At 68.9% G+C, this 20,873-nt stretch carries 19 protein-coding genes and 1 pseudogene; 8 read left to right on the forward strand and 12 right to left on the reverse strand.

All coding sequences use genetic code 11. From position 1 onward, the window contains the following. Positions 1-1,270: 1,270 nt before the first annotated feature. Both ACZ4XD_RS24365 and ACZ4XD_RS24370 read left to right on the forward strand, forming a co-directional pair. On the forward strand, positions 1,271-2,311 hold the full coding sequence (locus ACZ4XD_RS24365) for a vWA domain-containing protein (protein WP_468045288.1): 1,041 nt from the start codon (positions 1,271-1,273) through the stop codon (positions 2,309-2,311). 427 nt (positions 2,312-2,738) lie between these two features. Beyond that, complete coding sequence (locus ACZ4XD_RS24370) at positions 2,739-3,749, forward strand: aldo/keto reductase (RefSeq protein ID WP_468045290.1); 1,011 nt, start codon at positions 2,739-2,741, stop codon at positions 3,747-3,749. On the opposite strand, the gene ACZ4XD_RS24375 is transcribed toward ACZ4XD_RS24370, so the two are convergent. Beyond that, positions 3,716-3,958, reverse strand: a complete 243-nt coding sequence (locus ACZ4XD_RS24375; protein WP_468045292.1) for a LapA family protein — start codon at positions 3,956-3,958, stop codon at positions 3,716-3,718. The genes ACZ4XD_RS24370 and ACZ4XD_RS24375 overlap by 34 nt on opposite strands. A gap of 129 nt (positions 3,959-4,087) precedes the next feature. Here ACZ4XD_RS24375 and ACZ4XD_RS24380 point away from each other — a divergent pair. Further along, positions 4,088-4,767, forward strand: a pseudogene (locus tag ACZ4XD_RS24380) (transposase family protein). 135 nt (positions 4,768-4,902) lie between these two features. Next, positions 4,903-5,451, forward strand: a complete 549-nt coding sequence (locus ACZ4XD_RS24385; protein ID WP_468045294.1) for a hypothetical protein — start codon at positions 4,903-4,905, stop codon at positions 5,449-5,451. A gap of 688 nt (positions 5,452-6,139) precedes the next feature. Here the strand turns inward: ACZ4XD_RS24385 and ACZ4XD_RS24390 are convergent. The 6 genes from ACZ4XD_RS24390 to ACZ4XD_RS24415 all read right to left on the reverse strand — a co-directional run bounded on the left by ACZ4XD_RS24390 (position 6,140) and on the right by ACZ4XD_RS24415 (position 11,388). Then, complete coding sequence (locus tag ACZ4XD_RS24390) at positions 6,140-6,358, reverse strand: helix-turn-helix domain-containing protein (RefSeq protein ID WP_468045296.1); 219 nt, start codon at positions 6,356-6,358, stop codon at positions 6,140-6,142. 285 nt (positions 6,359-6,643) lie between these two features. After that, positions 6,644-7,630 carry an MsnO8 family LLM class oxidoreductase gene (locus ACZ4XD_RS24395; protein WP_468045298.1) on the reverse strand — a complete coding sequence of 329 codons (987 nt, stop codon included), beginning with the start codon at positions 7,628-7,630 and terminating at the stop codon, positions 6,644-6,646. 182 nt (positions 7,631-7,812) lie between these two features. Continuing rightward, entirely contained in the window at positions 7,813-8,391 is a 579-nt protein-coding gene (locus ACZ4XD_RS24400; RefSeq protein WP_468045300.1) for a hypothetical protein, read from the reverse strand. 675 nt (positions 8,392-9,066) lie between these two features. Next, positions 9,067-10,110 (reverse strand): PP2C family protein-serine/threonine phosphatase, encoded by a 1,044-nt coding sequence (locus ACZ4XD_RS24405; RefSeq protein ID WP_468045302.1) that lies wholly within the window; start codon positions 10,108-10,110, stop codon positions 9,067-9,069. A gap of 287 nt (positions 10,111-10,397) precedes the next feature. Then, complete coding sequence (locus ACZ4XD_RS24410) at positions 10,398-10,613, reverse strand: hypothetical protein (RefSeq protein WP_468045304.1); 216 nt, start codon at positions 10,611-10,613, stop codon at positions 10,398-10,400. Then, on the reverse strand, positions 10,594-11,388 hold the full coding sequence (locus ACZ4XD_RS24415) for a TetR/AcrR family transcriptional regulator (RefSeq protein WP_468045306.1): 795 nt from the start codon (positions 11,386-11,388) through the stop codon (positions 10,594-10,596). The genes ACZ4XD_RS24410 and ACZ4XD_RS24415 overlap by 20 nt, the downstream gene beginning before the upstream one ends. Positions 11,389-11,486: 98 nt before the next feature. Here ACZ4XD_RS24415 and ACZ4XD_RS24420 point away from each other — a divergent pair, with 98 nt between their 5' ends. The 3 genes from ACZ4XD_RS24420 (at position 11,487) to ACZ4XD_RS24430 (ending at position 13,789) form a co-directional block, all read left to right on the forward strand. After that, on the forward strand, positions 11,487-12,443 hold the full coding sequence (locus ACZ4XD_RS24420) for an alpha/beta fold hydrolase (RefSeq protein WP_468045308.1): 957 nt from the start codon (positions 11,487-11,489) through the stop codon (positions 12,441-12,443). Between the two features lie 101 nt (positions 12,444-12,544). After that, entirely contained in the window at positions 12,545-13,141 is a 597-nt protein-coding gene (locus tag ACZ4XD_RS24425; RefSeq protein WP_468045310.1) for a GNAT family N-acetyltransferase, read from the forward strand. A gap of 93 nt (positions 13,142-13,234) precedes the next feature. After that, a complete protein-coding gene (locus ACZ4XD_RS24430) occupies positions 13,235-13,789 on the forward strand; it encodes a GNAT family N-acetyltransferase (RefSeq protein WP_468045312.1) in 555 nt (184 codons plus the stop codon). Between the two features lie 201 nt (positions 13,790-13,990). On the opposite strand, the gene ACZ4XD_RS24435 is transcribed toward ACZ4XD_RS24430, so the two are convergent. The 3 genes from ACZ4XD_RS24435 to ACZ4XD_RS24445 all read right to left on the reverse strand — a co-directional run bounded on the left by ACZ4XD_RS24435 (position 13,991) and on the right by ACZ4XD_RS24445 (position 16,525). Next, positions 13,991-14,992 carry a DUF1259 domain-containing protein gene (locus ACZ4XD_RS24435; protein ID WP_468045314.1) on the reverse strand — a complete coding sequence of 334 codons (1,002 nt, stop codon included), beginning with the start codon at positions 14,990-14,992 and terminating at the stop codon, positions 13,991-13,993. A 271-nt stretch (positions 14,993-15,263) separates the two neighbouring features. After that, positions 15,264-15,662 carry a hypothetical protein gene (locus tag ACZ4XD_RS24440; protein ID WP_468045316.1) on the reverse strand — a complete coding sequence of 133 codons (399 nt, stop codon included), beginning with the start codon at positions 15,660-15,662 and terminating at the stop codon, positions 15,264-15,266. A 62-nt stretch (positions 15,663-15,724) separates the two neighbouring features. After that, positions 15,725-16,525: a hypothetical protein gene (locus ACZ4XD_RS24445; protein ID WP_468045318.1), complete on the reverse strand. Its 801-nt coding sequence runs from the start codon at positions 16,523-16,525 to the stop codon at positions 15,725-15,727. Positions 16,526-16,774: 249 nt separating this feature from the next. On the opposite strand from ACZ4XD_RS24445, the gene ACZ4XD_RS24450 reads away from it, so the two are divergent. Beyond that, the gene (locus ACZ4XD_RS24450) at positions 16,775-17,230 is read left to right on the forward strand and encodes a GNAT family N-acetyltransferase (protein WP_468045456.1); all 456 of its coding nucleotides are present in this window, start codon (positions 16,775-16,777) and stop codon (positions 17,228-17,230) included. A gap of 102 nt (positions 17,231-17,332) precedes the next feature. Here the strand turns inward: ACZ4XD_RS24450 and ACZ4XD_RS24455 are convergent, their stop codons facing one another. Further along, positions 17,333-18,631 (reverse strand): APC family permease, encoded by a 1,299-nt coding sequence (locus tag ACZ4XD_RS24455; protein ID WP_468045320.1) that lies wholly within the window; start codon positions 18,629-18,631, stop codon positions 17,333-17,335. Positions 18,632-18,826: 195 nt separating this feature from the next. Continuing rightward, positions 18,827-20,671: a gamma-glutamyltransferase gene (gene ggt / locus ACZ4XD_RS24460; RefSeq protein ID WP_468045322.1), complete on the reverse strand. Its 1,845-nt coding sequence runs from the start codon at positions 20,669-20,671 to the stop codon at positions 18,827-18,829. Between the last annotated feature and the right edge of the window lie 202 nt (positions 20,672-20,873).

The following is a 20,873-nucleotide window of genomic DNA, read 5'->3' on the forward strand; positions in this document are numbered from 1 at the left end:
GCCACCCGCTACGACAAGACCGTCGAGTCCTACCAAGCCGCCGTCACCCTCGCATCGCTCCTGATGTGGGCGTGACATTTGAAGACAACTCCTAGTAGCGGGACTCGGCAGCAGCTGGGCAAGCACGGATCGCAGGGCGAGTGGGCTTCGACCGTGAGCAGGCCCGCTCTCACTGTGTACCAGCGAGGCTCGGCCGCTGCCGCCGCAGGCGGAGCTCAGCGTCCGGGCCTTTCGCTGGTACGCCACGGGCGAACTCGACCACGACAGCGCGTCGACGCCGCCACCTCGCTCCGGCACGACATCGAGCTGCCCGCCTTCTGGAGAGAAGTGGTCGACAGGGCGCGCGACGCGCCAGTTCAACCACATCTGGTTCGACGGCCACCCGGCGACTTCTCATGGGGAACGGCCCGCGCTGGGGTCACCCCCGTAGGTTCCGTTCCCGCACATCGAGGCCACGGCCAAAGCGCTGCGCGCAGCCGAGCTGGACCACCACTCGCGCAGCACGACAGCGGGCTCGACACGCTCGCCGACCGACCGGCGTTCCGTATTGATGGCTGGGCCTGTCAAGTTCCGTGCTGTGAGGACGTTGGGGGCGACGACGGCCTGTGGCATGCGGTTGCAAGGGCTCTGGGACGGCGACAGGCAGCGCACTGCCTTCCATGGACGTGGGTGTTCGGCGCCCAGACACCCAGGCACCCAGGAATCTGGAGGGGGCGACCTGGCCGTCATGACACACCGCCACCCATCGTGTGGCGGAGGCTGGCCTGCCAGGTGGCGCGGATGCCGCAGGGAGAACCACTACGACTTCCGCTCGATGGTCCGCCGTGGTGAGCCTGAAGCGACCGGACAACGCGCGGGCGTACCCACCGAAGGCGAACGGGTATGTCATCGGCCCCCTGGCTGCCCACGACACCAACCAGCACCACCGCTGGAATCGGATCGACGGTCCGCGCTGCGGCGACCCGGACGACACCCTGCGCCTGCCCATCACCTGGTCTGAGCGGCGGACATCTACCGCCACTACGGCCTCGGCAACACACTCCTGCGGACCCTCAACCGGCCACTTCGGGTGCCAGGTCGCCGAGGTGTCCTGGCCCAGGCCGGTCTGTGACGCGGCCCGGCGCCCTGGCACGCCGCCTCTCCTTGAGGGCATGGGGGGACGGACCCGTGGCAGGCCCGCGTGCAGGCATCCCACCTCGTCTTCAAGATCGATTGTCAGTGGTGGGTGCGAAGGTAGGAGCATCGAATCGGAACGAGGGGGAGACCAGTCATGTCCGGAACCCAGAACTACATCAATCACGTTGCTCTTGTGCTCGATGCCAGTTCGTCCATGTCACACCTGAGCCGCAAGGTCGTCGAAGTCGCCGACCAGCAGATTGCCTATCTGGCCCGCCGGTCGAAGGAATTGGACCAGGAGACCCGCGTGACGGTGTACGTCTTCGCGGACAAGGTGGAGTGCGTCATCTACGACAAGGACGTGCTGCGGATGCCGTCTTTGAAGCAGCTCTACCGTGTCGGTGGCATGACGGCTTTGCTGGCGGCCACGCTGAAGTCGCAGGGAGAGCTGGCGCAGACCGCTCAACTCTACGGCGACCACAGCTTCCTGACGTTCGTTCTGACCGACGGTCAGGAGAACGCAAGTCATCGCTGCCTGGATGCCCCTGCCAAGGATCCGCGTGAACTGGTGCAGGCCGTGTCCCAGATGATCGCGACGCAGAAGGACAACTGGACGCTGGCCGTCCTGGTGCCGGACCAGATGGGCAAGCGCGAGGCCATGCAGTGCGGCTTCCCGAAGGACAACATCGCCATCTGGGATGCCACGAGCACACAGGGGCTGGAGGAGGCCGGGCAGGTCATCCAGCAGGCAACCGAAAACTTTATGATGGGCCGTGCCCAGGGCATCCGGGGATCGCGGGCGGTGTTCTCCACGGGCGCCGAAGCGGTCAACAAGGACACCATAAAGGCAGCCGGCCTCACCCCGGTGGACCCGTCGGAATACCAGCTGATTCCGGTGGCTCGCGAAGCGGTGATCCGGGAATGGGTCACCGAATGCGGACACACCTACCGAACCGGTTGTGCGTTCTATCAGCTCAGCAAGTCGGAGAAGATCCAGGCACGGAAGCAGATTGCTGTGCTGGAGAAGAAAACGGACCGGGTGTACACCGGGCCGCAGGCCCGGGCCCTCCTCGGCCTGCCCGACCAGGAAGTTCGCATCAAGCCGGACCACAACGACGACTTCACGATCTTCGTGCAGAGCACCAGCGTGAACCGAAAGCTGGTACCGCACACGCGGCTACTGCTCATGATCTGAGGTCATGAATGCCCCGCCGGTCCGACCGGTGGGGCATTCGTCGCGTTCAACACACCGCGGAGCCGCTGCACCGACTGCTCGGAGCAGGGCGACGCGAACCCCGCCGAAAAGCCGGACTAAGAGATCCCGCGGGTAGGGGCGCCGTCGCGAGCGCCGCGATACCGCCGCCCGGACCAGCGAATCTCTTAGTGATCGAGCGATGATCGGTCGTGGCGACGGACCCGCGAGGGTGGTTTGCCGTCGGGGGGCTGAGTAGTGCCCCACGCGCTCGGCCGAGAATTGACAGTTTGTTACTCGCTACCACTGGGGTCTCTGGTGCGTCTGGCCGAAACGGTCGAAACCTGACAGGGCGCACATGCCTCACGCCTCCGAATTCCGGACCGAGACGTATTGCGTTAGAGCGCACTCCAACTCCTAGCTTCGAAGCATGCGATACGTCAAACTCGGAACGACCGGACTGGAAGTCTCCGCCATCACCCTCGGCTGTATGAGCTTCGGCGAGCCGGACCGGGGCGGCGAGCCCTGGTCGCTGGGCGCGGACGCCAGCCGGGACATCATCAAGCAGGCCCTCGAGGGCGGCGTCAACTTCCTCGACACGGCCAATGGGTACAGCGCCGGAAGCAGCGAGGAGATCGTCGGCCAGGCGGTCAAGGACTTCACCCGGCGCGAGGAGGTCGTTCTCTCCACCAAGGTCTGGATGCGGATGCGCCCCGGCCCGAACGGCGCCGGGCTGTCCCGCAAGGCGATCTTCGCCGAGCTCGACGCCTCCCTGAAGCGACTGGGGACCGACTACATCGACCTGTACCAGATCCACCGCTGGGACTACGACACCCCGATCGAGGAAACCCTCGAGGCGCTGCACGACGCGGTCAAGTCCGGGAAGGTCCGCTACATCGGAGCCTCTTCCATATACGCCTGGCAGTTCGCCAAGGCCCTGTACCTGGCTGACCTGAACGGCTGGACCCGGTTCGTGTCGATGCAGGACCACTACAACCTCATCCACCGAGAAGCAGAGCGGGAGATGCTCCCGCTCTGCGCCGACCAGGGCATCGGCGTGATCCCGTGGAGCCCGCTGGCGCGGGGCAGGCTGACGCGGGCCCGGGACACCGCCACGGCGCGTGCCGAGACCGACGAGGGCGGCAAGATCCTCTACCGCGACGGGGACCAGTCAGTGGCCGCGCGCGTCCACGAGATCGCGGGCAAGCGGGGTCTGTCCCCGGCCCAGGTCGCCCTGGCCTGGGTCATGCGCAACCCGGCGGTGACCTCGCCCATCGTCGGGGTCACCAAGCCGGCCCAGCTGGCCGACGCGGTCACCGCGGTGGACGTCGAACTCGATGAAGACGAGGCCGCTTACTTGGAGGAGCCCTACCAGCCGCACGAGGCCGCCTACCTGGAGGAGTCCTTCTACAAGCCGCACCCTGTGGCGGGCTCCCGGTAGTCCGGGTTACCGCCGAGCTTCGACGAGTCCTTGGCCTCGGCCTTCACAGCCCTGTGGTCGGCCCGGCGGTGCTTGCGGGCGGTCGCGCGCAACTGCATGATCCGGGGGCTGCCCGCCAGCGCGGTGAGCAGGATGCCCGCCACCGCGGCCAGCAGCAGGGCCACGCGCAGCGGAACGTGCCCGTGGGCACCGAAGTAGCTGACGTCCACTGACTGTTCCCGAGTTTGGTCAATGGGTAAGAGATTTCGCGGCAGGGGCGTCAGGCTGATGTGACGCGGGCACCGGGATCCGTTCTGACGTGGGACTCCCACATCTCTACATCTGAAAACGGAGCACCGGTGCCCGCCGTCGAAGCATGGGCGATCGAGCCCTTGTGGGTTCAGTTCGAGGCCCTCCTGCCACCGCATCTCGAAGACACATCCGTGGGGCTGTCACAACCAACGGGTCCCGGACCGGATCGTGTTCGACAAGCTCGTCGCGAAACTCGTCTTCGGCGGCTCGTACGAGAAGCACGCCGATCAATCGTGCTCGGCAACCACGATGAGAACCGACGCAACGAGTGGATCGCGGTCGGTGTCTTCGCAGGGCTGGAGCAGATCGTGTTGGAGACCTACGACCGTGTCGTGGGCCTGGACCTGGCCGACCCCCGTTCCTGCGCCCGACGCTAGAGAAGCTCGGGCGTTTCGAGCTCGCGTTGCCTGAGCAGATCACGGTGCACCTTGACGCGGGCTACGACTCCACGGTCACCCGCAAACTGCTGACCGATCTCGGCTGCGAGTGGCGGATCCAGCCCAAGGGCGTCGTGACCCCGATCAACCACACTCGCCGCTGGGTCGTCGAACGCACCAACTCCTGGTACAGCCGCGGCTTCAACTTCACCCTGTCCTGCACGGAACGTTGAGCGGTCGTCATCAACGCACTGCTCGCGTTGATGACCGCGATCATCGTGATCCTACGCCTCATCCGCGAAGCCTGGACCAGCCAACGCTGGGACACACGGCCAGCCCGTCGACCATGACGCCTTGTCCTCTACCCGCGGAATCTCTAAACCTCAACCGACGCACCGTCCCCCGACAGTCTCCGCCCGGTCCCCCGCGTTACGAGCCGGCCTCAGCGAGATCGCCCAAGTCCTCGCCCGAGGTACGGTCTTGAGGTGATCTACCTGATTGGTGGCCCGCCGCGGGTGGGCAAGAGCACCCTCGCGTGGATGCTGCTGGACCGGGCGGGCCTTCCGGGGTGTCCGACTGATGCTCTGGTGTCGATGCTGCAGCGCGCTGCGCCCGAGCACGGTGTGCGGCACGGTACGCATCCGGACAAGGCAGTGCCCGCCCAGCCGTTTCTCCTAGAGTTCATCCGAGCATCTGCGGAGGCTCTCGATGACTCCGACCCCGAAGACGGCTATGTGATCGAGGGCGACATCGTCACACCGGCCGCCGCCACGGCCGCTGCCGGTCTCGGGTTGCCTCTGGCCTCCGTCTTCCTCGGAAATACGAAGCTGACTCCCGAACACCTGCGGGCAGCCCCGGACTGGCTTGAGGGAGCCGACGACACCACCTACCGCGAGATCGCCACGTGGGTCAGGGACCAGAGCACTGTCCTGCGTGAAGCGTGTGCGGTCAGCGGCCATGTCTACATCGAGTTGGGGACCGGCTACACGCAGGGCCTCGAGCGGGCGTACTCCGCACTGGTTGAGTGGACTTGACCGGCAGACGGCACCTCCCGCGAAGAATTGCCGGAGTCGTCTCAGGGCTTCATTCTCGGCAGGGGTCGCAGGCGCGGCATCCAGGCAGTCGGTGCAAGGGCCTGGCTCCGGCTCCGGCTGAGCGCGCACCCGAGTGTCCCCGGTCGTGGGGTGTCGCCGAATCCTGCTGCGGCGTCTCGCTCCAGTGCGCTTCGTAGGTTCATGCGCAGCCCAGCGGGGCCCCGTGGACGCCATGATGCACGCGGCGGAGACGAACGGGGCGCGCAGCAGGAAGCGGGCGAAAGCACGTTGCGGGAACCGCCCGGGAAAGCCCGGAATCGCCTAGCCCGGAACCGACCGGATTCGCGCAGCCGGAGCCGACCGCAGCACAGTCGCCCCCGAACGCGCACAGCGGGAAGTCAGCCAGGGCAAAGGACGTCCAGGCAGCCCCCGCATCTGGAAAGGTCAGGACGCAGAAGTCGCGCGGATGCGAGCAGAAACCGAGGTCGCCTGCCCGCTGGAGACGGTCTCGGCGATCGCTGCGGGAAGGGCCTCTCCCTCAGATTGAGCACGGCGTGCCGCGAGACGGCGGCCAGGGGCGCGAGAACGTCGTTGGTGGTGGTCACCGTCACCGTGCAGGCAAGCCTCAGACGCGGCTCTCTCCCCTCAGCGCGGGTGCGCAACACCGCCACCGCCTGATGATGCCGGGTCACCAGGTCACGGGGGCGACGGGCAGCAGGCGGGCTCCGGCCGGACTGATGTGCAGCCGCCCGCGATGCCGCACGAACAACTCGCACGCCAGGAAGGACTCCAGCTGACGGGCCTGCCGGGACAACGAAGACTGAGCGACGTGCAGGGCACGCACCGCCGCCGAAACCGATCCCGTGTCGACCACCTTGAGGAAGTAGCGGATCGGGAGGATCTCCATCCCACCTGTCCACCAACCCACCGCCGCCGAACCATGCACGTGAGCGGTGGAGAAGGCGGGAGATGGGGCGAGTGCCGGCGGCGCGCGCAAAAAGCAGCCCCGACAGTCGCATCAACCGGGGAGGGCAGGGCAGGTCCGCTGGGCAACCAAGGATGGCGCGGCCGCCCTGCTCGGCTACCTGCTGAAGCCCGGCGCACCCTCCCCTCCCCCTTGGGAAGGCGAGCATCAGGGGCCTGCGAAACACCCGTCAAGCAGCTACGAGACCAACACTTCCCACCCTGGTTCCTAGGACGCTGCCGCGGCCCCGGAGTACTTCTTGATGAGTTCGTAAGAATGGATGCGGTCACCGAGGTCGTAGACGGGTGTGGTCAGCATCAGTTCGTCTGCCCGGGTCTCGTCGGCCAGTTCCGTGAGCCGGTGTATGACGGTTTCCGGCGTTCCGACGGCCTGTTGTGCACGGAAGCCGGCCAGTGCACGTCGCTCCTCCTCCGTGAACGGGTGGGTGGCCGCCTCCGCGGGTGTGGGGAAGGGGATCTCACTCAGTCCCTTCAGGAGCCCGGCCTTGACGACGTTCATCGGTCCGACGCGCCACGTCGCCTCTTCTGCTGTCTCGGCGCATACCGTCTCCACGCACAACAGCACCCGGGGCCGCTCGCACCAGCGCGACGGGGTGAACTCCGCCCGGTAACGCTCCAGCACCGCTTGGGTGTTGTCCGGCCGGATGTGGTGTGCGACAGCGACCGGCAGGCCCAGTCGCGCGGCGAGAGCGGCACCGGCGGGGCTGGAGGCCAGCAGCCACGGTTCCGGCAGCGGGCCGAGGGCGACCTCGTCGACCAGAAAGGACAGCGTCGCGGCCACGTCGTCCTCGTACTCCGCGTCCGTCGCCGGTCCGGCTCCGCGGCGCAGGGCCCGTGCGATGGACTCGTCGAAGGTGCCGGGGCCGCGGCCGATGCCCAGGTCGATACGGTCCGGGTGCAGGGCCGCCAGCGTTCCGAACTGCTCGGCCAGCGTGAGGGGTGCGTGGTTGGGGGCCAGTACTCCGCCCGAACCGAGACGGATCGCCGAGGTCGAGGCGGCAGCGTGCGCGGTCAGCACCACGGGCGGGAAAGCGCCGATCGCCGGAGAGTGGTGATGCTCGGCGTACCAGATCCGGTGGTAGCCCAGCCGTTCCAGTCCCTGTGCGAACGCCGCGGTGTCGCGCAAGGTGTCCACGGCCCGGGCGCCTGTTTGGACCATCGCGACTTCAAGCGCCGAAAGAGGTATATCGAACATGTCGTCAGCATAGAGATCACGCAGGCGGCGAGGGGTGCTGATCTTGCTTTCGGGGCGCCCACCAGGCAGCGGCGACCTAACCTGGGCGGCCGCGCGAGCCAGGTGGGTTCGCACGGCCGCCCTCACGCGGCACCGGCACCGCCACCGGCACAGGTGTCTTCGGGTCGTCGTGGCCCGTGAGGTCAGTGCCTGAGGTAGTAGCGGGTCAGTCGTGAACGGGCGTCATTCGCGGTCAGGCCGAGCGCCTGGCCGATCGCTTCCCACGAGTCTTCATCCGCCTCAGCGGCGCAGGCGGCCTCGCGGCCGACACGGCCGGTGGTGCGCTCCAGTGACGCCACAGCCTTCAGCGCGGCCAGCGGCGCCCGGTCGGCCAGAACCGTCAGCTGGTCGTCCAACCGGTCCAGCAGATCCGCCACTTCAGTGGGCAGCGGCACCGAACGTGACTCCACCTCGTCGATGTGCGCCTGCCAGTCCTCGTACGGGCCCGGAGGGTCGAAGTCGTAGTAGCGGCGGTCGTTCATCTGATCCCAGTCGATCGGATAGTGGCGCGCGCCGCGCCAGCCGCACGAGCACGCTCCCCGCATGTGGTCCGCCCGCTGCCTGCCCAGCCGGCCGTTGTAGGCCCACCACTGCTTGGTCTGGTGCACATGGCTGCCGCTGCCGACGTCCAGATAGACCGGTCCGGGCTCGCTGCCATCGGCCAGAACCGCCCCCGCCATGCCTTCATGGGAAGCCCCGAACTCCTCGCTCTGCCACTCCATGATGTCTCCTTCACGCACCGTTGCGGCATATGCCACTGCGAGGATTCCCGAGCCGGACAGCCGGCAATCGGCACCTCACAATCGGACATGCTTGTGTGGACTTCCGACGTGGCCGTGGGGGCCGGGAGCCGCTCAAAGGCATGAGGACGGGGGGAACTTGGGGTGTGGAACTCGGCGTGTGCCGGGACATCGGTGTCAACGCCGGGCCGCCGGAGCGGGGCGAGCGTGGCCGGCCGAGCAGAGCGAGAGTCGGCCGGCCGGAGCAGAGCGAGCAGGGAGGCCGAGCGGAGAGTGCTGAGGTGCCGGGGACGAGGTGCCGGCCGCCGCGGAAACGGTCCAGGAGGGGGACGAGGACGAGCGGCCGGCGCCGCGGAAACCGGTCGAGGGCGGGGACGATGACGAGCGGGTTGCACCGCGGTCCCGCGAACCCTGTATGATCATGATGCAACTCCGGCGCACCACTCGGAGTCACGCGTCTGTGGTCCAAGGAAAGACGCCCACCAGCCGGTGGGAAATGCAGGTGCAAGGCCTGCCGGGCGCTCCACGCGCAAGGGCCCCTGCCTCGGGTGAGGCAGGGGCCCTTCGTCGTTCAGCCGGCCCCATCGCCACTCAGCCCCCTCGGGTGAGGCAGGGCCGGACAGCCGCGCGGTCGGAACGGCCGCGAGCACCACCCCGTCACCGAGCGCCCTCCCCCGGCGGCGATCCCTGGCGCGGCCGGGCGAGGAGGTCCTGTTGCGGTAGCGGCCGGTGCAGCGCGAGGAGGGCCTGATCGTCCTGGGGCGCACCGCCGCTGTGGCGGCTGACGTCACGGGCCAGGAGGTCGAGGACCGTCGACGGCTCCGGGAAATGGCTCGTCTGGCGCAGGTAGGACTGCACCATGCGCGGGACCCGGTCCGCCGGGTCGTAGAAGACGCCGGCCGGATCGCGCGCCTCGGTGACACCGTCGGTAAAGCACAGCAGCATCGCCCCGGGCGGGAACGGGTGCGTCTCCACCGGGGAGGCCCAGGAGTCCAGGCCGGAGATGCCCAGGGGCGGCGCCTCCTCCGCCGGCTCCAGCACGCGCGCCCGGCCGTCCGCGTGCAACAGCACCGGGGCGGGATGACCGCGGTTGACGATATGGACCTGGCTCAGATCGTCGGTGAACTGCACGATCAGGGCGGTAGTGAACCCCTCCGCCGCATCCAGGCCCTCCCGGCGCTGGCTTTCCCGCAACAGGGCCTCTTCCATACACGCCACCAGCGCAGGCAGGTCAGGCTCATGATCGGCCGCATAGCGGAAGACACCGATGTCAACGCTGACGGCCGTGACGGCGGACAGGCCCTTCCCCCGCACGTCGCCGACCATGGCGCGCACCCCGAACGGAGTCTCCTGCATCACGTAGAGATCGCCGCCGATCAGCGCCATGTCCTCGGCCGGCACATAGCGGGCGGCAATCCGCAGATCCCCCAGTCGGCTGGGAGGACTGGGCAGCACGGCCCGCTGAGCCATCTCCGCCGCGTATCGCGCCCGGCTGGCACTCGCATGCTGCATACGCAGCGAACGGTTCAAACCGACCGCCAGCGCGGTAACGGACGCCAGCGTGATCTGTACGGCGGCGTCGCCCTGCCAGTCGTACGAACCGTTCAGGAAAGCCAGACCCGCCTGTACCACCATCGCCGAAAGTCCGACACCGACCACCCCCGCCGGCCCGAACAATGAAACCGCCGTCACCGGCGCCACGGCCAGCAGTGGAGCGGACGACACCGAGGTAGGCGTCAGCAGATTCACCAACGCCGCAAGAGCGATCACCAAGGCCGGAACCCAACGGCGCACCCGTGACCACACCGGCAACACCCTCATCAGACCATGATGCCTCTCGGTGCGCCCGTGACGACGAACATGTCCGCGACGACACCGCCGCCGCAGCCAAACAGCCGACATCGCACGGGGGCGATCCGGGGCGGAGCAGCTTCGAGGAGTGATCGCGCGGCGCCGAACCGAGATCGTTTTGGCGTGTGGGCCTCCTGCTACCGCTCGGGGCGCTTCCCGGCGGCGGGGGCACGGCGGTCGGCTTCGTGGCCTTCATGGCCTTCATGGGCTTCGTGGCCTTCATGGGCTTCGTGGACCTCGTGCACATCGCGGGTGCCCTGGGCCTCGTGGTCGTGGGCGGTGGGGCCGCGGCGGTCGCCGGGGTTGTCGCGGGCCTCGTTCAAAGAAGCCGTCTCACCGAGGGTGGCCACCACCTTCGCTCTCTGTCTCTGCCTCCACTGCCTCCTCCCCCGTTTCCGCGTCCTCCTCAACGTCCTCGACGTCGGCCGCGGTGATGTCATCGACGACGAGGCCGGTGAGCACCCGGCGCATCGTCCGCTCGAACAGCCGCTGGGGGTCTTCTACGGGGGCCGGCCCCGGGTGATCGGCCATGGCAGCGGCGACATGGGGATGATCTCCCTGGGAGGCTGTCTGACTCAGGTAGGCGGCCTGCGCCGCCTGGCGGTCGGTGGTCGCGCGGCTGCCCTGGATTTCCGCCCGGGCGAACTGCGCGACCAGGGCGCTCATGAGGGCGACGATTTCCATCTTGGCCGGGCCCGGCAGCCGTACGGACGCCATCGCCCGCAGCGCGTATTCGAGGTAGTCCACGCTCCGCGGCCCCAGCCGCAGAGGTTCCGGCGGGATGTCGGGCAGCCAGGGGTGCCGCAGATGGACGGCCTTGGCCCGGGTCGCCAGGGCGACCAGGTCCGCAACGGGATCACCGTGGAGCGGGACGTCGAGGTCGATCTCCCCCGCCACCGCATCCGTCATCAGGTCGAGCAGGTCGTCACGACTGGAGACGTAGCGGTAGAGAGATGCCTGGCCGGTGCCCAGCTCCTTGGCCACCTGGCGCATGGACACCGCCGAGAGGCCGCCCCGGTCCGCCAGCTCGACGGCGACCGCGGCCAGGCCCGTGCGGCTGTGCGCGGGCAGGCGGCCGCGGGCACCGCGTTCGGCCCTCGTCCAGACCGTCACCGGTTCCTGAGCCACTCGCCCACCTGCCCTCTCCCGTTCCCCTGGCGCCTCCCCTACTCTAAACTGCGAACACCGGTCGCAATTAATATCAGTCGCAGTCATGGGAGGTACGTATGTCCCCGACCCCGGAAAACCTGTGGAGCCCCGTCCGCTGGGCCGAGAACGGCGCGGTGCGGCTGGCTTTCGATGCGCTGGCCGATGGGGCCGACGGTGAGCCGCTTCTGCTGGCCACGGGCCTGGGCGTCAACCGTTTGTGGATTCCGGACGGGTTGTGCCGGATGCTGGCCGCGCGGGGCTTCGCGGTGGCCCGGTACGACCAGCGCGACAGCGGGGACTCGACCCACCTGCCGCCCACCCCCGCCCGCACCCCGATCTCCGCACTCTTCGCCAAGCGCGAGACGGCGTACACGGCCGAGGACATGGCAGATGACGCCATCGCCGTCATAGACGCCCTCGGGTGGCGGTCGGCTCATCTGCTGGGCGTCTCCCTCGGCGGCGCCGTCGCCCAACGCGTGGCGCTGCGGCACCCGGGCCGGGTCCGCACCCTCACCTCCATGGCCGCCGTCCCCGGAGACGTCTCGGGACTGCGGACCATGCGGTACATCCGCATGCGGACCCTGGCGAAGTTCGCCCGCCTGAGGTTTCCCGACACCCCCGACGGAGCCGTCGCGGCCGGCGTCGCCGTCTCCCGCCTCCTCGCCTCGCCCCACCGCACCTTCGACGAGCAGGCCGCCCGGGAGGCCGCCGAGCGCAACGCCGACCGCGGTATGCACGACCAGCAGGCGCAGAGCCGCCAGATCGGCGCCCAGTGGCACGGACCGCCGATCAGTGCCGTCACCCGGCCCACGCTCATCCTCCACGGGGAGGACGACCCCCTCATCAAGCCCAGCGCCGGCCGGGCGATCGCCGCACGGATCCGCGACTCGCGCCTCGTCCTCCTGCCACGCGTCGGCCACGAATTCCCCGCCTGCGCGTGGGACCGCGTCACCACCGAAATCCGCGGACTGGCCACCGACTCCGCATCAACCGACTCCACCTCTCGGCAACTGCCTTCGCCGGCAGGCGACTGAGGACATACGGTCCCGCGCTGCGGCGCTGCGGAAATGCCGGCTGCGTACTGCGGCCCGGAATTGGATGGCACGGGTGATGCGGTGCCTCTAAGCTCGCGGCCGTGACCACAGATAACACCGACGCGGGGGCGTCCGACGCAGGAATGACGATCCGTCAGGAATGTAACGCCGACCATCCGGCGGTGCACGCGCTCCACTTGGCCGCGTTCGGGGGCGATGAGCGGGTGCCGGCTCTCGCGGACGCCCTGCGGAGTGCGCCGGCACCCCTGACGCCGGTGTCGTTCGTCGCCACGGTCGACGGGCAGGTGGTGGGGCATGTGCTGCTGAGCGCCGGCCGGCTGGACGCGCCCCGGCGGATCGTGGACGTCCTGGTGCTGTCACCGCTGGGAGTGCTCCCGCAGTTCCAGGATCAGGGGATCGGCACCCGGCTGATCGAGCACGCCCTCGCCGCGGCCGAAGACCGGCACGTGCCCCTGGTCTTCCTCGAAGGCTCGCCGCACTACTACGCACAGCGCGGCTTCGAACGCGCCGACACCCTCGGCTTCCGCTCACCGTCGCTGCGCATCCCGCCCCCCGCCTTCCAAGTCGTCCGGCTGACAGCACACGAACCCTGGATGACCGGCACCCTCGTCTACTCCGAGACCTTCTGGGCGCTGGATTGTGTCGGCCTACGCGACACGGAAGCGTCCACCGGCTGAACCACGCTGCGGACCCACCGCCCCTTGAACCCCAGTACTTGAACCCCAGTAAATGCGTTGTCGACCTGACGCGGCTCCACCAGGATCTCGGCCATGGAACAACCCGCTGAAATCCTTCGCTCGGACCACGTCGAGCTGCGCCGTTGGCGTGGCCAAGACCTCGACGTTCTGCACCAGTTGATTACCGAGTCACGTGATCACTTGATTCCCTGGATGCCGTTTGCAGCCAGTCATGACCGGGAGCAGGACGAAGCGTTTCTGGCCCGGTGCCAGGAGGAGTGGGGCTCGGGGCAGGCGTACCACTACGCGATCACCACGGACGGTGTGACCGTCGGCAGCATCAGTTTGATGCGTCGGATCGGGCCGGGCGGGCTGGACATCGGCTATTGGCTCCACCCCGCGTGGACGGGGAAGGGGCTGGCCACGAGGGCTGCTGCCGCGCTGGTGCGTGCGGGGCGCCGGATGCCCGGCATCGATCGCATCGAGATCCATCATGACGAGGCGAACCCCGCCAGCGGGGCCGTCGCCCGGCGCTTGGGTTTCACCGAAGTGGAGCGCGTGAAGCTGCCGGAAGGGCCTACGGCCCCGAGGGAGACGGGCATTGATGTGATCTGGCGCCTGGAGACCTCAACCTCCCCGAGTGCCTGACGTCCGCTGATCGGCAGCCCGTCACCGAGCCATCCGGTGGCCATCCGTAGCCACCCAGGCCGTGGTGTCCGAAGAGCTGGGCCCGCTCGTGGAGTCCGGCTTGTGGGAGAAGGTCAGCGAAGGGCGCGGCGTGGTGGACCTGTCGGTCGGGTAGGCGGTGGGGCGCGAGGCTCAGGCGTGGACCGCAGGGGCCCCGCGAGGTCAGCCGCCGGCCGGTACAACGTTGGTGGCGGCAACCGCCGGGCGCAGGGCGCGGGCGAGTCTGACGGCGTCGCCTACGGCCCAGAAGTGGACGAAAAACAGGCGGGGTTCGTCCGTCAAGCCGTGGTTGTGCAGTTCGACGAGACGGGCCCCGGCACACCGCAGCGCCGCCAGGACGTCCTGGACCTCGCTTGCGATCATGGCGCAGTCGCCGCTGATCGCGGCCCGCCCGCCGCCCAGCGGCTGGAAGTTGAACGCGCTGGTCGAGCCCAGGCCCGGTGGCAGTACCAGATGTCCGTCGGTGATGGTCTCGCGGCGGACGAAGATGGACTTGTAGATACCGTCGTCGACGGAGCCCTTGACGCCCAGCGCGGCGTCGATACCGGCGGTGTCCAGGTCGCCGGGCTTCCGCCGGGAGGACGGGAGCGGGGGCGGGGTGTCGGTACGGTCGAACGCCGCGCGCAGGCCGCGGGCCAGGGATCCCGCATCGTGGCTGTGGGCATGGACGTGGATCCACCAGATGTCGGGAGTCTGGGACAGCAGATGCTTGTGGATCGCGGTCTGCCCGATCTTGTGCTTGTGCAGGACATCGGTGAACGTCTGCATTTCCCGCTCGGTGACCACCACGTCGCCCATCAACAGCGTGCTCTTGTCGGCGTACCGGACGAAGGACACATGCGAGCCGAGAGCGAGCGCCGGTTTGACCTGGATGCCGTGCGAGCGCACCCGGAGGTCGTGGCGTGGCAGCGCTGTGTGATACATCAGCTTTCGCTTCATGTCGCCTTTTCGCCCGAGCGCGTGGGCCACCTCCTCCCAGTCCGACAAGGTGGTGGTAACGGGCTGGACCAGCCGGCGGCTCTTCGCCTCGCCCGTCCTGGCGGACAGGGCACGAGCGGGGGCTGCGGCACCGGCCAGCATCGGAGTCAGGGCGGCTGCGGCCAGTACGCGCCGCCGCGGCGCACCCTTCTGCGGATTGCTGTCGTGCGGTGAGTCTGCGGCCATCACGTGAGCACCTCCATGGCGAGATGGAAGCACGACGAAGCGGCTTCAACGCCGTCTCCGCCACCGCTATGGGGCCAGGTGGGCTAAGCAACAGCTCGCATCCCACCCCGATGCGGGGGGGGAGCCGCTGCGCAGGTGCGGTGAGCTCTGACCGTGTGTCAGTCCGGCTGGGAAATCCGACTCGAACGCGCGTGACGTCGGCCACGGTACGGGCGATCGCGGTACGGGCGATCGCGGTACGGGCGATCGCGGTACGGGCCGGCAGCCAAGGTCATGCGGGCGGCAAGGCGCCACGACGTGTGGCCACCGCGCCGAAGAGGGTCCAGCCGTCCATCTCCGCGGTCGCCGGATCGTCGGGACACCATCCCTTGGTCAGAGCCACGTCGAGCAGGGCTCTGGCCGTGCCCGGCTCATGCAGGTTCAAGAACCCGCCCTCGGTCGTGCCGACCGCCCCGGAGTGCATGAGATACCCGTCCGGGACAAGTCTGCCGGGGCCCTCTTCGAAGGAGATGCGCAGCCGTCCCCTCGCCCTGAACAGGCGGATCACCAGAGTTTCGCAGCAGCCCTCGTACCGGCCGTTGCCCAGCACGCGGTGGTGGTGACTCAGCGACCACAGGAAGGTCTTCCCGTCGACCACGAGGCGCCGCGCCGTCCTGTCCCTGCGAGCCATGCGCAGATGGTAGCCGCACCCGCATCGCGGCCCGGGAGTTGTGTGCTCCCCTGCGCCGGCCCTCAGGACGGCCGTTCGGCAGCCGTCCGGAACGCGACGGCGATGGGGGCGGCATCGTCGAGGCGTGCCACGTCTGCCAGGGTCAGGAAACCGAGGGTGGCGGCGTCGCTCCATGCGCAGACGGTCGCCTCGCCGTGCTCGGTGTTCGTATAGCCGCAGCTCAGTCGGCCGCCCGACGGGCCGGCTGGGAACGAGGTCACCTCCCTTGCCTGCACCCCGGCGAAGAAATTGCGCAACTCCTGGGTGAGCGAGTCCCGGCGCTTCTGCGCAGCGAGCTCGGGGTCCCACTCCACGGTGTCGATGGCCAGGACAGCATCGGGCTCGCCGTCCAGCGTGTAGTCGTAGAACCAGCGCTTGTATCGAGCCGGAGGCTTCGCGGTCGGCATCGCGTACGGCGCCGTCTTCTGATGCGACATCAGCTGATAGTCCGCCACCCTCTGGGGCGCGACGATGGTGCGCTTCGGCAGGGCGTGATCCGTACCCGCAGGAGGGTCCGATGGCTCCTTGTGGGAGCGTGCGGTGTCTGTATCGGCGGCTCGCGGCTCGGGGTGGTACGAGGAGGCTGCTGCCGCCACTCCCCCAAGGGTGATCAGGGCCAGCACGCCCACGACGATGTTGCGCCGCCTGGCACGCAGTTGGGCGAGCTGCACGGCGGGCAGCGGGCGCGGGGGAACGGAGACGCGTCTCCAAGGGCCGGACAGGCGCCAGACCAGCTTCATGACGCCACCGACGACAAGCAGAACGCCTAAAACTTGGCCCAGGGCAAAGCTCACGGACGTGGTGTCTATGGACAGAGAGTTCATCCGCGACATCGTAGGCGCGCAGGGCTGACAGCGGGTCACGTTCAGGTAGTCCGCCCGTGCCGGTGCTGCCCACTGCGAGAGGCCAATGACTCTGGTCCGGCCTTCAAGATCGACATAGTGTCGTCACGCAGCCCGCCCGCACGCCAAGACACCAAGACGCCAGGACGCCAGGACGCCGGCAGGGGCGTGCGACAGCCGACGTAACGCAGCACCCCCGTGACAAGCAGGAGCGGAAGAAAAGTGAGCACGTTGAAGATCGTGGTGGACGATCTCTCCGGCCCGGAGATCGCCGGTTTTCTCGAAGAACACGTCCAGCAGATGCGGTCCCGCACGCCGTTGGAGAGTAAGCACGCCCTGGACCTCGACAGCCTCCGGAAGCCCGACATCACCTTCTGGTCGGCCTCGGACAGTGACAGCCTGGTGGGCTGCGGCGCGATCAAGAGACTGGACGCGGGCCATGCGGAGCTGAAGTCGATGCGTACCAGGCCGGCGCGGCAGCGGAGTGGAGTCGCCTCACAGCTGCTGGAGCACATCATCGCTGCGGCTCAAGGCATGGGCTTCACAAGGCTGAGCCTGGAGACCGGTGCCGCTGCGTTCTTTCTGCCCGCCCGAAGGCTGTACGAGAAGTTCGGGTTCCAGTACTGCGGCCCCTTCGCGGACTACCGGCCCGACCCGAACAGTTCGTTCATGACGAGGGCACTGTGAGAGTGCTTGCCTGGCGGCCGGGGCGTAGTGCCTCAGCAAGGTCCCACCGACGGTTCACGTACTGAGGACCGGCCGGAGCAGTGGAGCCGGACTCACGCCTTCTCATGAGCCTCGTTGCCCGCGGGCGCGGAGCCTGCGCCGGACGCCATACGCGGCGGCGCCGCAGATCAGGACCGCGGTGCCCGAGAGCACCGACGTCAGCGGCAGGGCGAATGCCAGGGCGAGGCAGCTGGCCAGGCCGACCACCGGGATGAGGCGCGGTGGGCCCCCTTCGGTGGGAGGAAGCGTCCAGGCGGAGGCGTTGGCGACGGCGTAGTAGGCCAGTACGCCGAAGGAGGAGAAGCCGATGGCCCCGCGCACGTCCGCCGTCGCCGCGAGTGCCGCCACGACGGCGCCGACGACGAGCTCGGCGCGATGCGGCACCTTGAACTTCGGGTGGACCGCCGCCAGCGCGTGGGGCAAATGCCGGTCGCGGGCCATGGCCAGGGTGGTGCGGGAGACGCCGAGGATCAGCGCGAGGAGGGAGCCGAGGGCAGCGATGGCGGCGCCGGCCCGTACGGCGGGCGCCAGCCAGTCGGCGCCGGCGGCCCGTACGGCGTCCGACAGCGGGGCCGGGGCCTGCGCCAACTGCTGTGGGCCCAGTACCAGCAGGGCGGCGACGGCGACCGCCGCGTAGACGATCAGCGTGATCCCCAGGGCGAGCGGGACGGCGCGGGGAATGGTCCGGCTGGGGTCGCGGACCTCCTCGCCGAGGGTGGCGATGCGTGCGTATCCGGCGAAGGCGAAGAACAGCAGGCCCGCGGCCTGGAGTACGCCGGCGAGGGAGGCATCGTCGCCGAGGTCCAGCCGTACGGGGTCCGCCTGGTCGGAGGTGAGGGCGGTGCACACCACGGCGGCGAGTACGGCGAGGACCACTGCCACGATCGTCCGGGTGAGCCAGGCGGACTTCTGCACGCCGCCGTAGTTCACGGCGGTCAGCGCCACCACCGCCGCGACGGCGACCGCATGGGCCTGGCCGGGCCACACATACGAGCCGACGGTCAGGGCCATCGCCGCGCAGGAGGCGGTCTTGCCGACGATGAAGGCCCAGCCCGCGAGGTAGCCCCAGAAGTCGCCGAGCCGTTCCCGGCCGTAGACGTAGGTGCCGCCGGAGGCCGGGTAGCGGGCAGCGAGCCGGGCCGAGGAGGTGGCATTGCAGAAGGCGACCACCGCCGCGAGCGCCAGCCCCAGGAGCAGTGCGGAACCCGCCGCTGCGGCGGCGGGAGCGAGGGCCGCGAAGACCCCCGCGCCGATCATCGACCCCAAGCCGATCACCACGGCGTCAGGCACCCCCAGCCGCCGTTGCAGCTCCCCCGCGCCCGCCGATCCCGCCGATCCCGCCGATCCCACCGATTCACCCATCACGTCCTCCATCGGCCGCACTACAGACCACCGCACCCGGCGCACCGTATAGCAGTGATGCGAAAGACCCGCCCGCGATGCCCCACCCGCAAAGACGAGTCCCCCTCCGGGTCATGCCCGGAGGGGGACGGTCTTACTGGAACCGGAAGGGCATCAGTCATGGCCCTTCATTCGGCGGCCTGCACGGCACCGGCCTCAGTGGGATTCCTTCAGCACCATGGCCGATCCCCCGCCACGGCGCTTGGGTTCGGCGACCGCCGAGAGCTTGCCGTGCGGCAGGAATTCCAGGGCGGCCACTGCCCCGATCTCCGGTGACGGGGTGAAGGCCTTCGGGGCGAGGACGAAGCGGTGGCCCATGCCGTCCAGCTTCTTCCGTTCGGGCGAGGAGAGGAAGTCCGGTTCGGCTTCGGTCGCGGTCTGGTTGCGCTGTGAGAGGCGCGGGGCGGCGACCGCCGCCGGGAGCGGCATACCGAGATCCAGACGGTTGACCAGGGTCTGGAGCACCGTGGTGATGATCGTGGCACCGCCCGGTGAACCCACCGCGATCATCGGCTTGCCGTCCCGCAGGACGATCGTCGGTGACATGCTGCTGCGCGGGCGCTTGCCGGGGCCCGGGAGGTTCGGGTCCGGCGTCCCCTTGGTGAGCGGGGCGAAGTCGAAGTCGGTCAGCTCGTTGTTGAGCAGGAAGCCTCGTCCGGGCACGGTGATGGCCGAGCCGCCGGTCTGCTCGATCGTCAAGGTGTAGGAGACGACGTTGCCCCAGCGGTCCGCGGTCACCAGATGAGTGGTCGAAGGCCCTTCGTGCGGCTGCTTGCTGCCGGTCTTGTGAGCGCAGCCCGAGCCGGGGTGGCGCGGGTCGGCGGGGGCAAGCGGGCTGGTCAGTGCCTTGTCGGAACGGATCAGGCAGGACCGGTCCTTGGCGAAGTCCTTGCCGAGCAGCTCCTTGGTGGGCACGTCCGAGAACGCCGGGTCGCCCACCCAACGGTTGCGGTCGGCGAAGGAGATCCGGCTGGCCTCCAGGTAGTGGTGCAGCGCCTGGGTCTTGTCGGCCTTCGAAAGGTGGAAGTTCTCCAGGATGTTCAGCGCCTCGCCCACCGTGGTGCCGCCGGACGAGGACGGTGCCATGGAGTAGACGTCCAGCCCGTGATACGTGGTCCGGGTCGGCTCCCTGCGCAGGGGCTTGTAGTCGGCGAGGTCCTGCGCCTTCATGAGGCCGGGGCGGGCCTTGTGCGAGGCGCCGGCAGCCATCGGCGGCTTCTGGACGGTCCGCACCACATCGCGCCCGACGTCCCCGTGGTAGAGCGCGCCGACACCTTCACGGGCGAGCTCGCGATACGTCCGGGCGAGATCGGGATTGCGGAAGCGCGAGCCGACCTCCGGAAGCTTGCCCTTGGGCAGGAACAGGTCGGTGGTGGACTTGAAGTCGCGGAAGCGCTTCTCGTTCATCTCCGTCTGCGCGCGGAACTCGTCGTTGACCACGAAGCCGTCGCGGGCGATCCGGGTGGCCGGGCGCAGGGCCTTCGCCAGGGGGACCGTGCCCCAGTCCTTGAGCGCCTTGTCCCACGTCGCCGGCGTGCCCGGGATGCCGACCGACAGACCAGAGTTGATCACTTCACCGGTGGGGAGGGGCTTGCCGGTCGAACGGTCGAGGAAGGAGTCCGCGCGCATGCGGCGCGGCGCGGTCTCCCGGCCGTCGATGGTGCGCACCTTCTTGGCCTTGGCGTCGTAGTAGACCAGGTAGCCGCCGCCTCCCACTCCCGCGGAGTACGGCTCAACTACCCCGAGTGCGGCGGCAGTTGCCACCGCCGCGTCCACGGCGTTGCCTCCCTTGCGCAGCACCTCGATCCCGGCCCGGGAGGCGTACGGATTGACGCTGGACACCGCGCCGCCGCTACCGGTGGCCACGGCCTTCTTCGCCGGCGGCCGGGCCGTGGCTTCGGCGGCGGACGCGGTGCCGTTGACACCGCAGGAGGTGGCCAGCAGGGAAAGACTGAGCGCAGCCGCAGACGCAGCGGCGACAGCGGCACGACGGACAGCCATACGGCCTCCAGGTATTCACTGTGTGGTGACGTGCGATTTCCGAAACCCTGGCACCGCTCGACCGCCGGATCAACGCCGCACCGCAAGGTTTGCGCGAGATCTGAGGTTCCCGTCCGGTAACCCATCCGGGGCCGGGGCCACCGAATGTTCCTGTAAAGGGGCATGCCGGGGCGCCCTGGACAAGCCGGAGACACCCCGCCCC

Source organism: Streptomyces sp. NPDC029466 (genome assembly GCF_055574515.1).

Excerpts from the sequence above, each read along its gene's own strand:
- ACZ4XD_RS24430 (WP_468045312.1), top strand. The coding sequence starts at position 13,235 with ATGGAACAACCCGCTGAAATCCTTCGCTCGGACCACGTCGAGCTGCGC.
- ACZ4XD_RS24395 (WP_468045298.1), bottom strand. The coding sequence starts at position 7,630 with ATGTTCGATATACCTCTTTCGGCGCTTGAAGTCGCGATGGTCCAAACA.
- ACZ4XD_RS24455 (WP_468045320.1), bottom strand. The coding sequence starts at position 18,631 with ATGGGTGAATCGGTGGGATCGGCGGGATCGGCGGGATCGGCGGGCGCG.
- ACZ4XD_RS24390 (WP_468045296.1), bottom strand. The coding sequence starts at position 6,358 with ATGGAGATCCTCCCGATCCGCTACTTCCTCAAGGTGGTCGACACGGGA.
- ggt (WP_468045322.1), bottom strand. The coding sequence starts at position 20,671 with ATGGCTGTCCGTCGTGCCGCTGTCGCCGCTGCGTCTGCGGCTGCGCTC.
- ACZ4XD_RS24370 (WP_468045290.1), top strand. The coding sequence starts at position 2,739 with ATGCGATACGTCAAACTCGGAACGACCGGACTGGAAGTCTCCGCCATC.
- ACZ4XD_RS24440 (WP_468045316.1), bottom strand. The coding sequence starts at position 15,662 with ATGGCTCGCAGGGACAGGACGGCGCGGCGCCTCGTGGTCGACGGGAAG.
- ACZ4XD_RS24400 (WP_468045300.1), bottom strand. The coding sequence starts at position 8,391 with ATGGAGTGGCAGAGCGAGGAGTTCGGGGCTTCCCATGAAGGCATGGCG.
- ACZ4XD_RS24365 (WP_468045288.1), top strand. The coding sequence starts at position 1,271 with ATGTCCGGAACCCAGAACTACATCAATCACGTTGCTCTTGTGCTCGAT.
- ACZ4XD_RS24435 (WP_468045314.1), bottom strand. The coding sequence starts at position 14,992 with ATGGCCGCAGACTCACCGCACGACAGCAATCCGCAGAAGGGTGCGCCG.
- ACZ4XD_RS24445 (WP_468045318.1), bottom strand. The coding sequence starts at position 16,525 with ATGAACTCTCTGTCCATAGACACCACGTCCGTGAGCTTTGCCCTGGGC.
- ACZ4XD_RS24420 (WP_468045308.1), top strand. The coding sequence starts at position 11,487 with ATGTCCCCGACCCCGGAAAACCTGTGGAGCCCCGTCCGCTGGGCCGAG.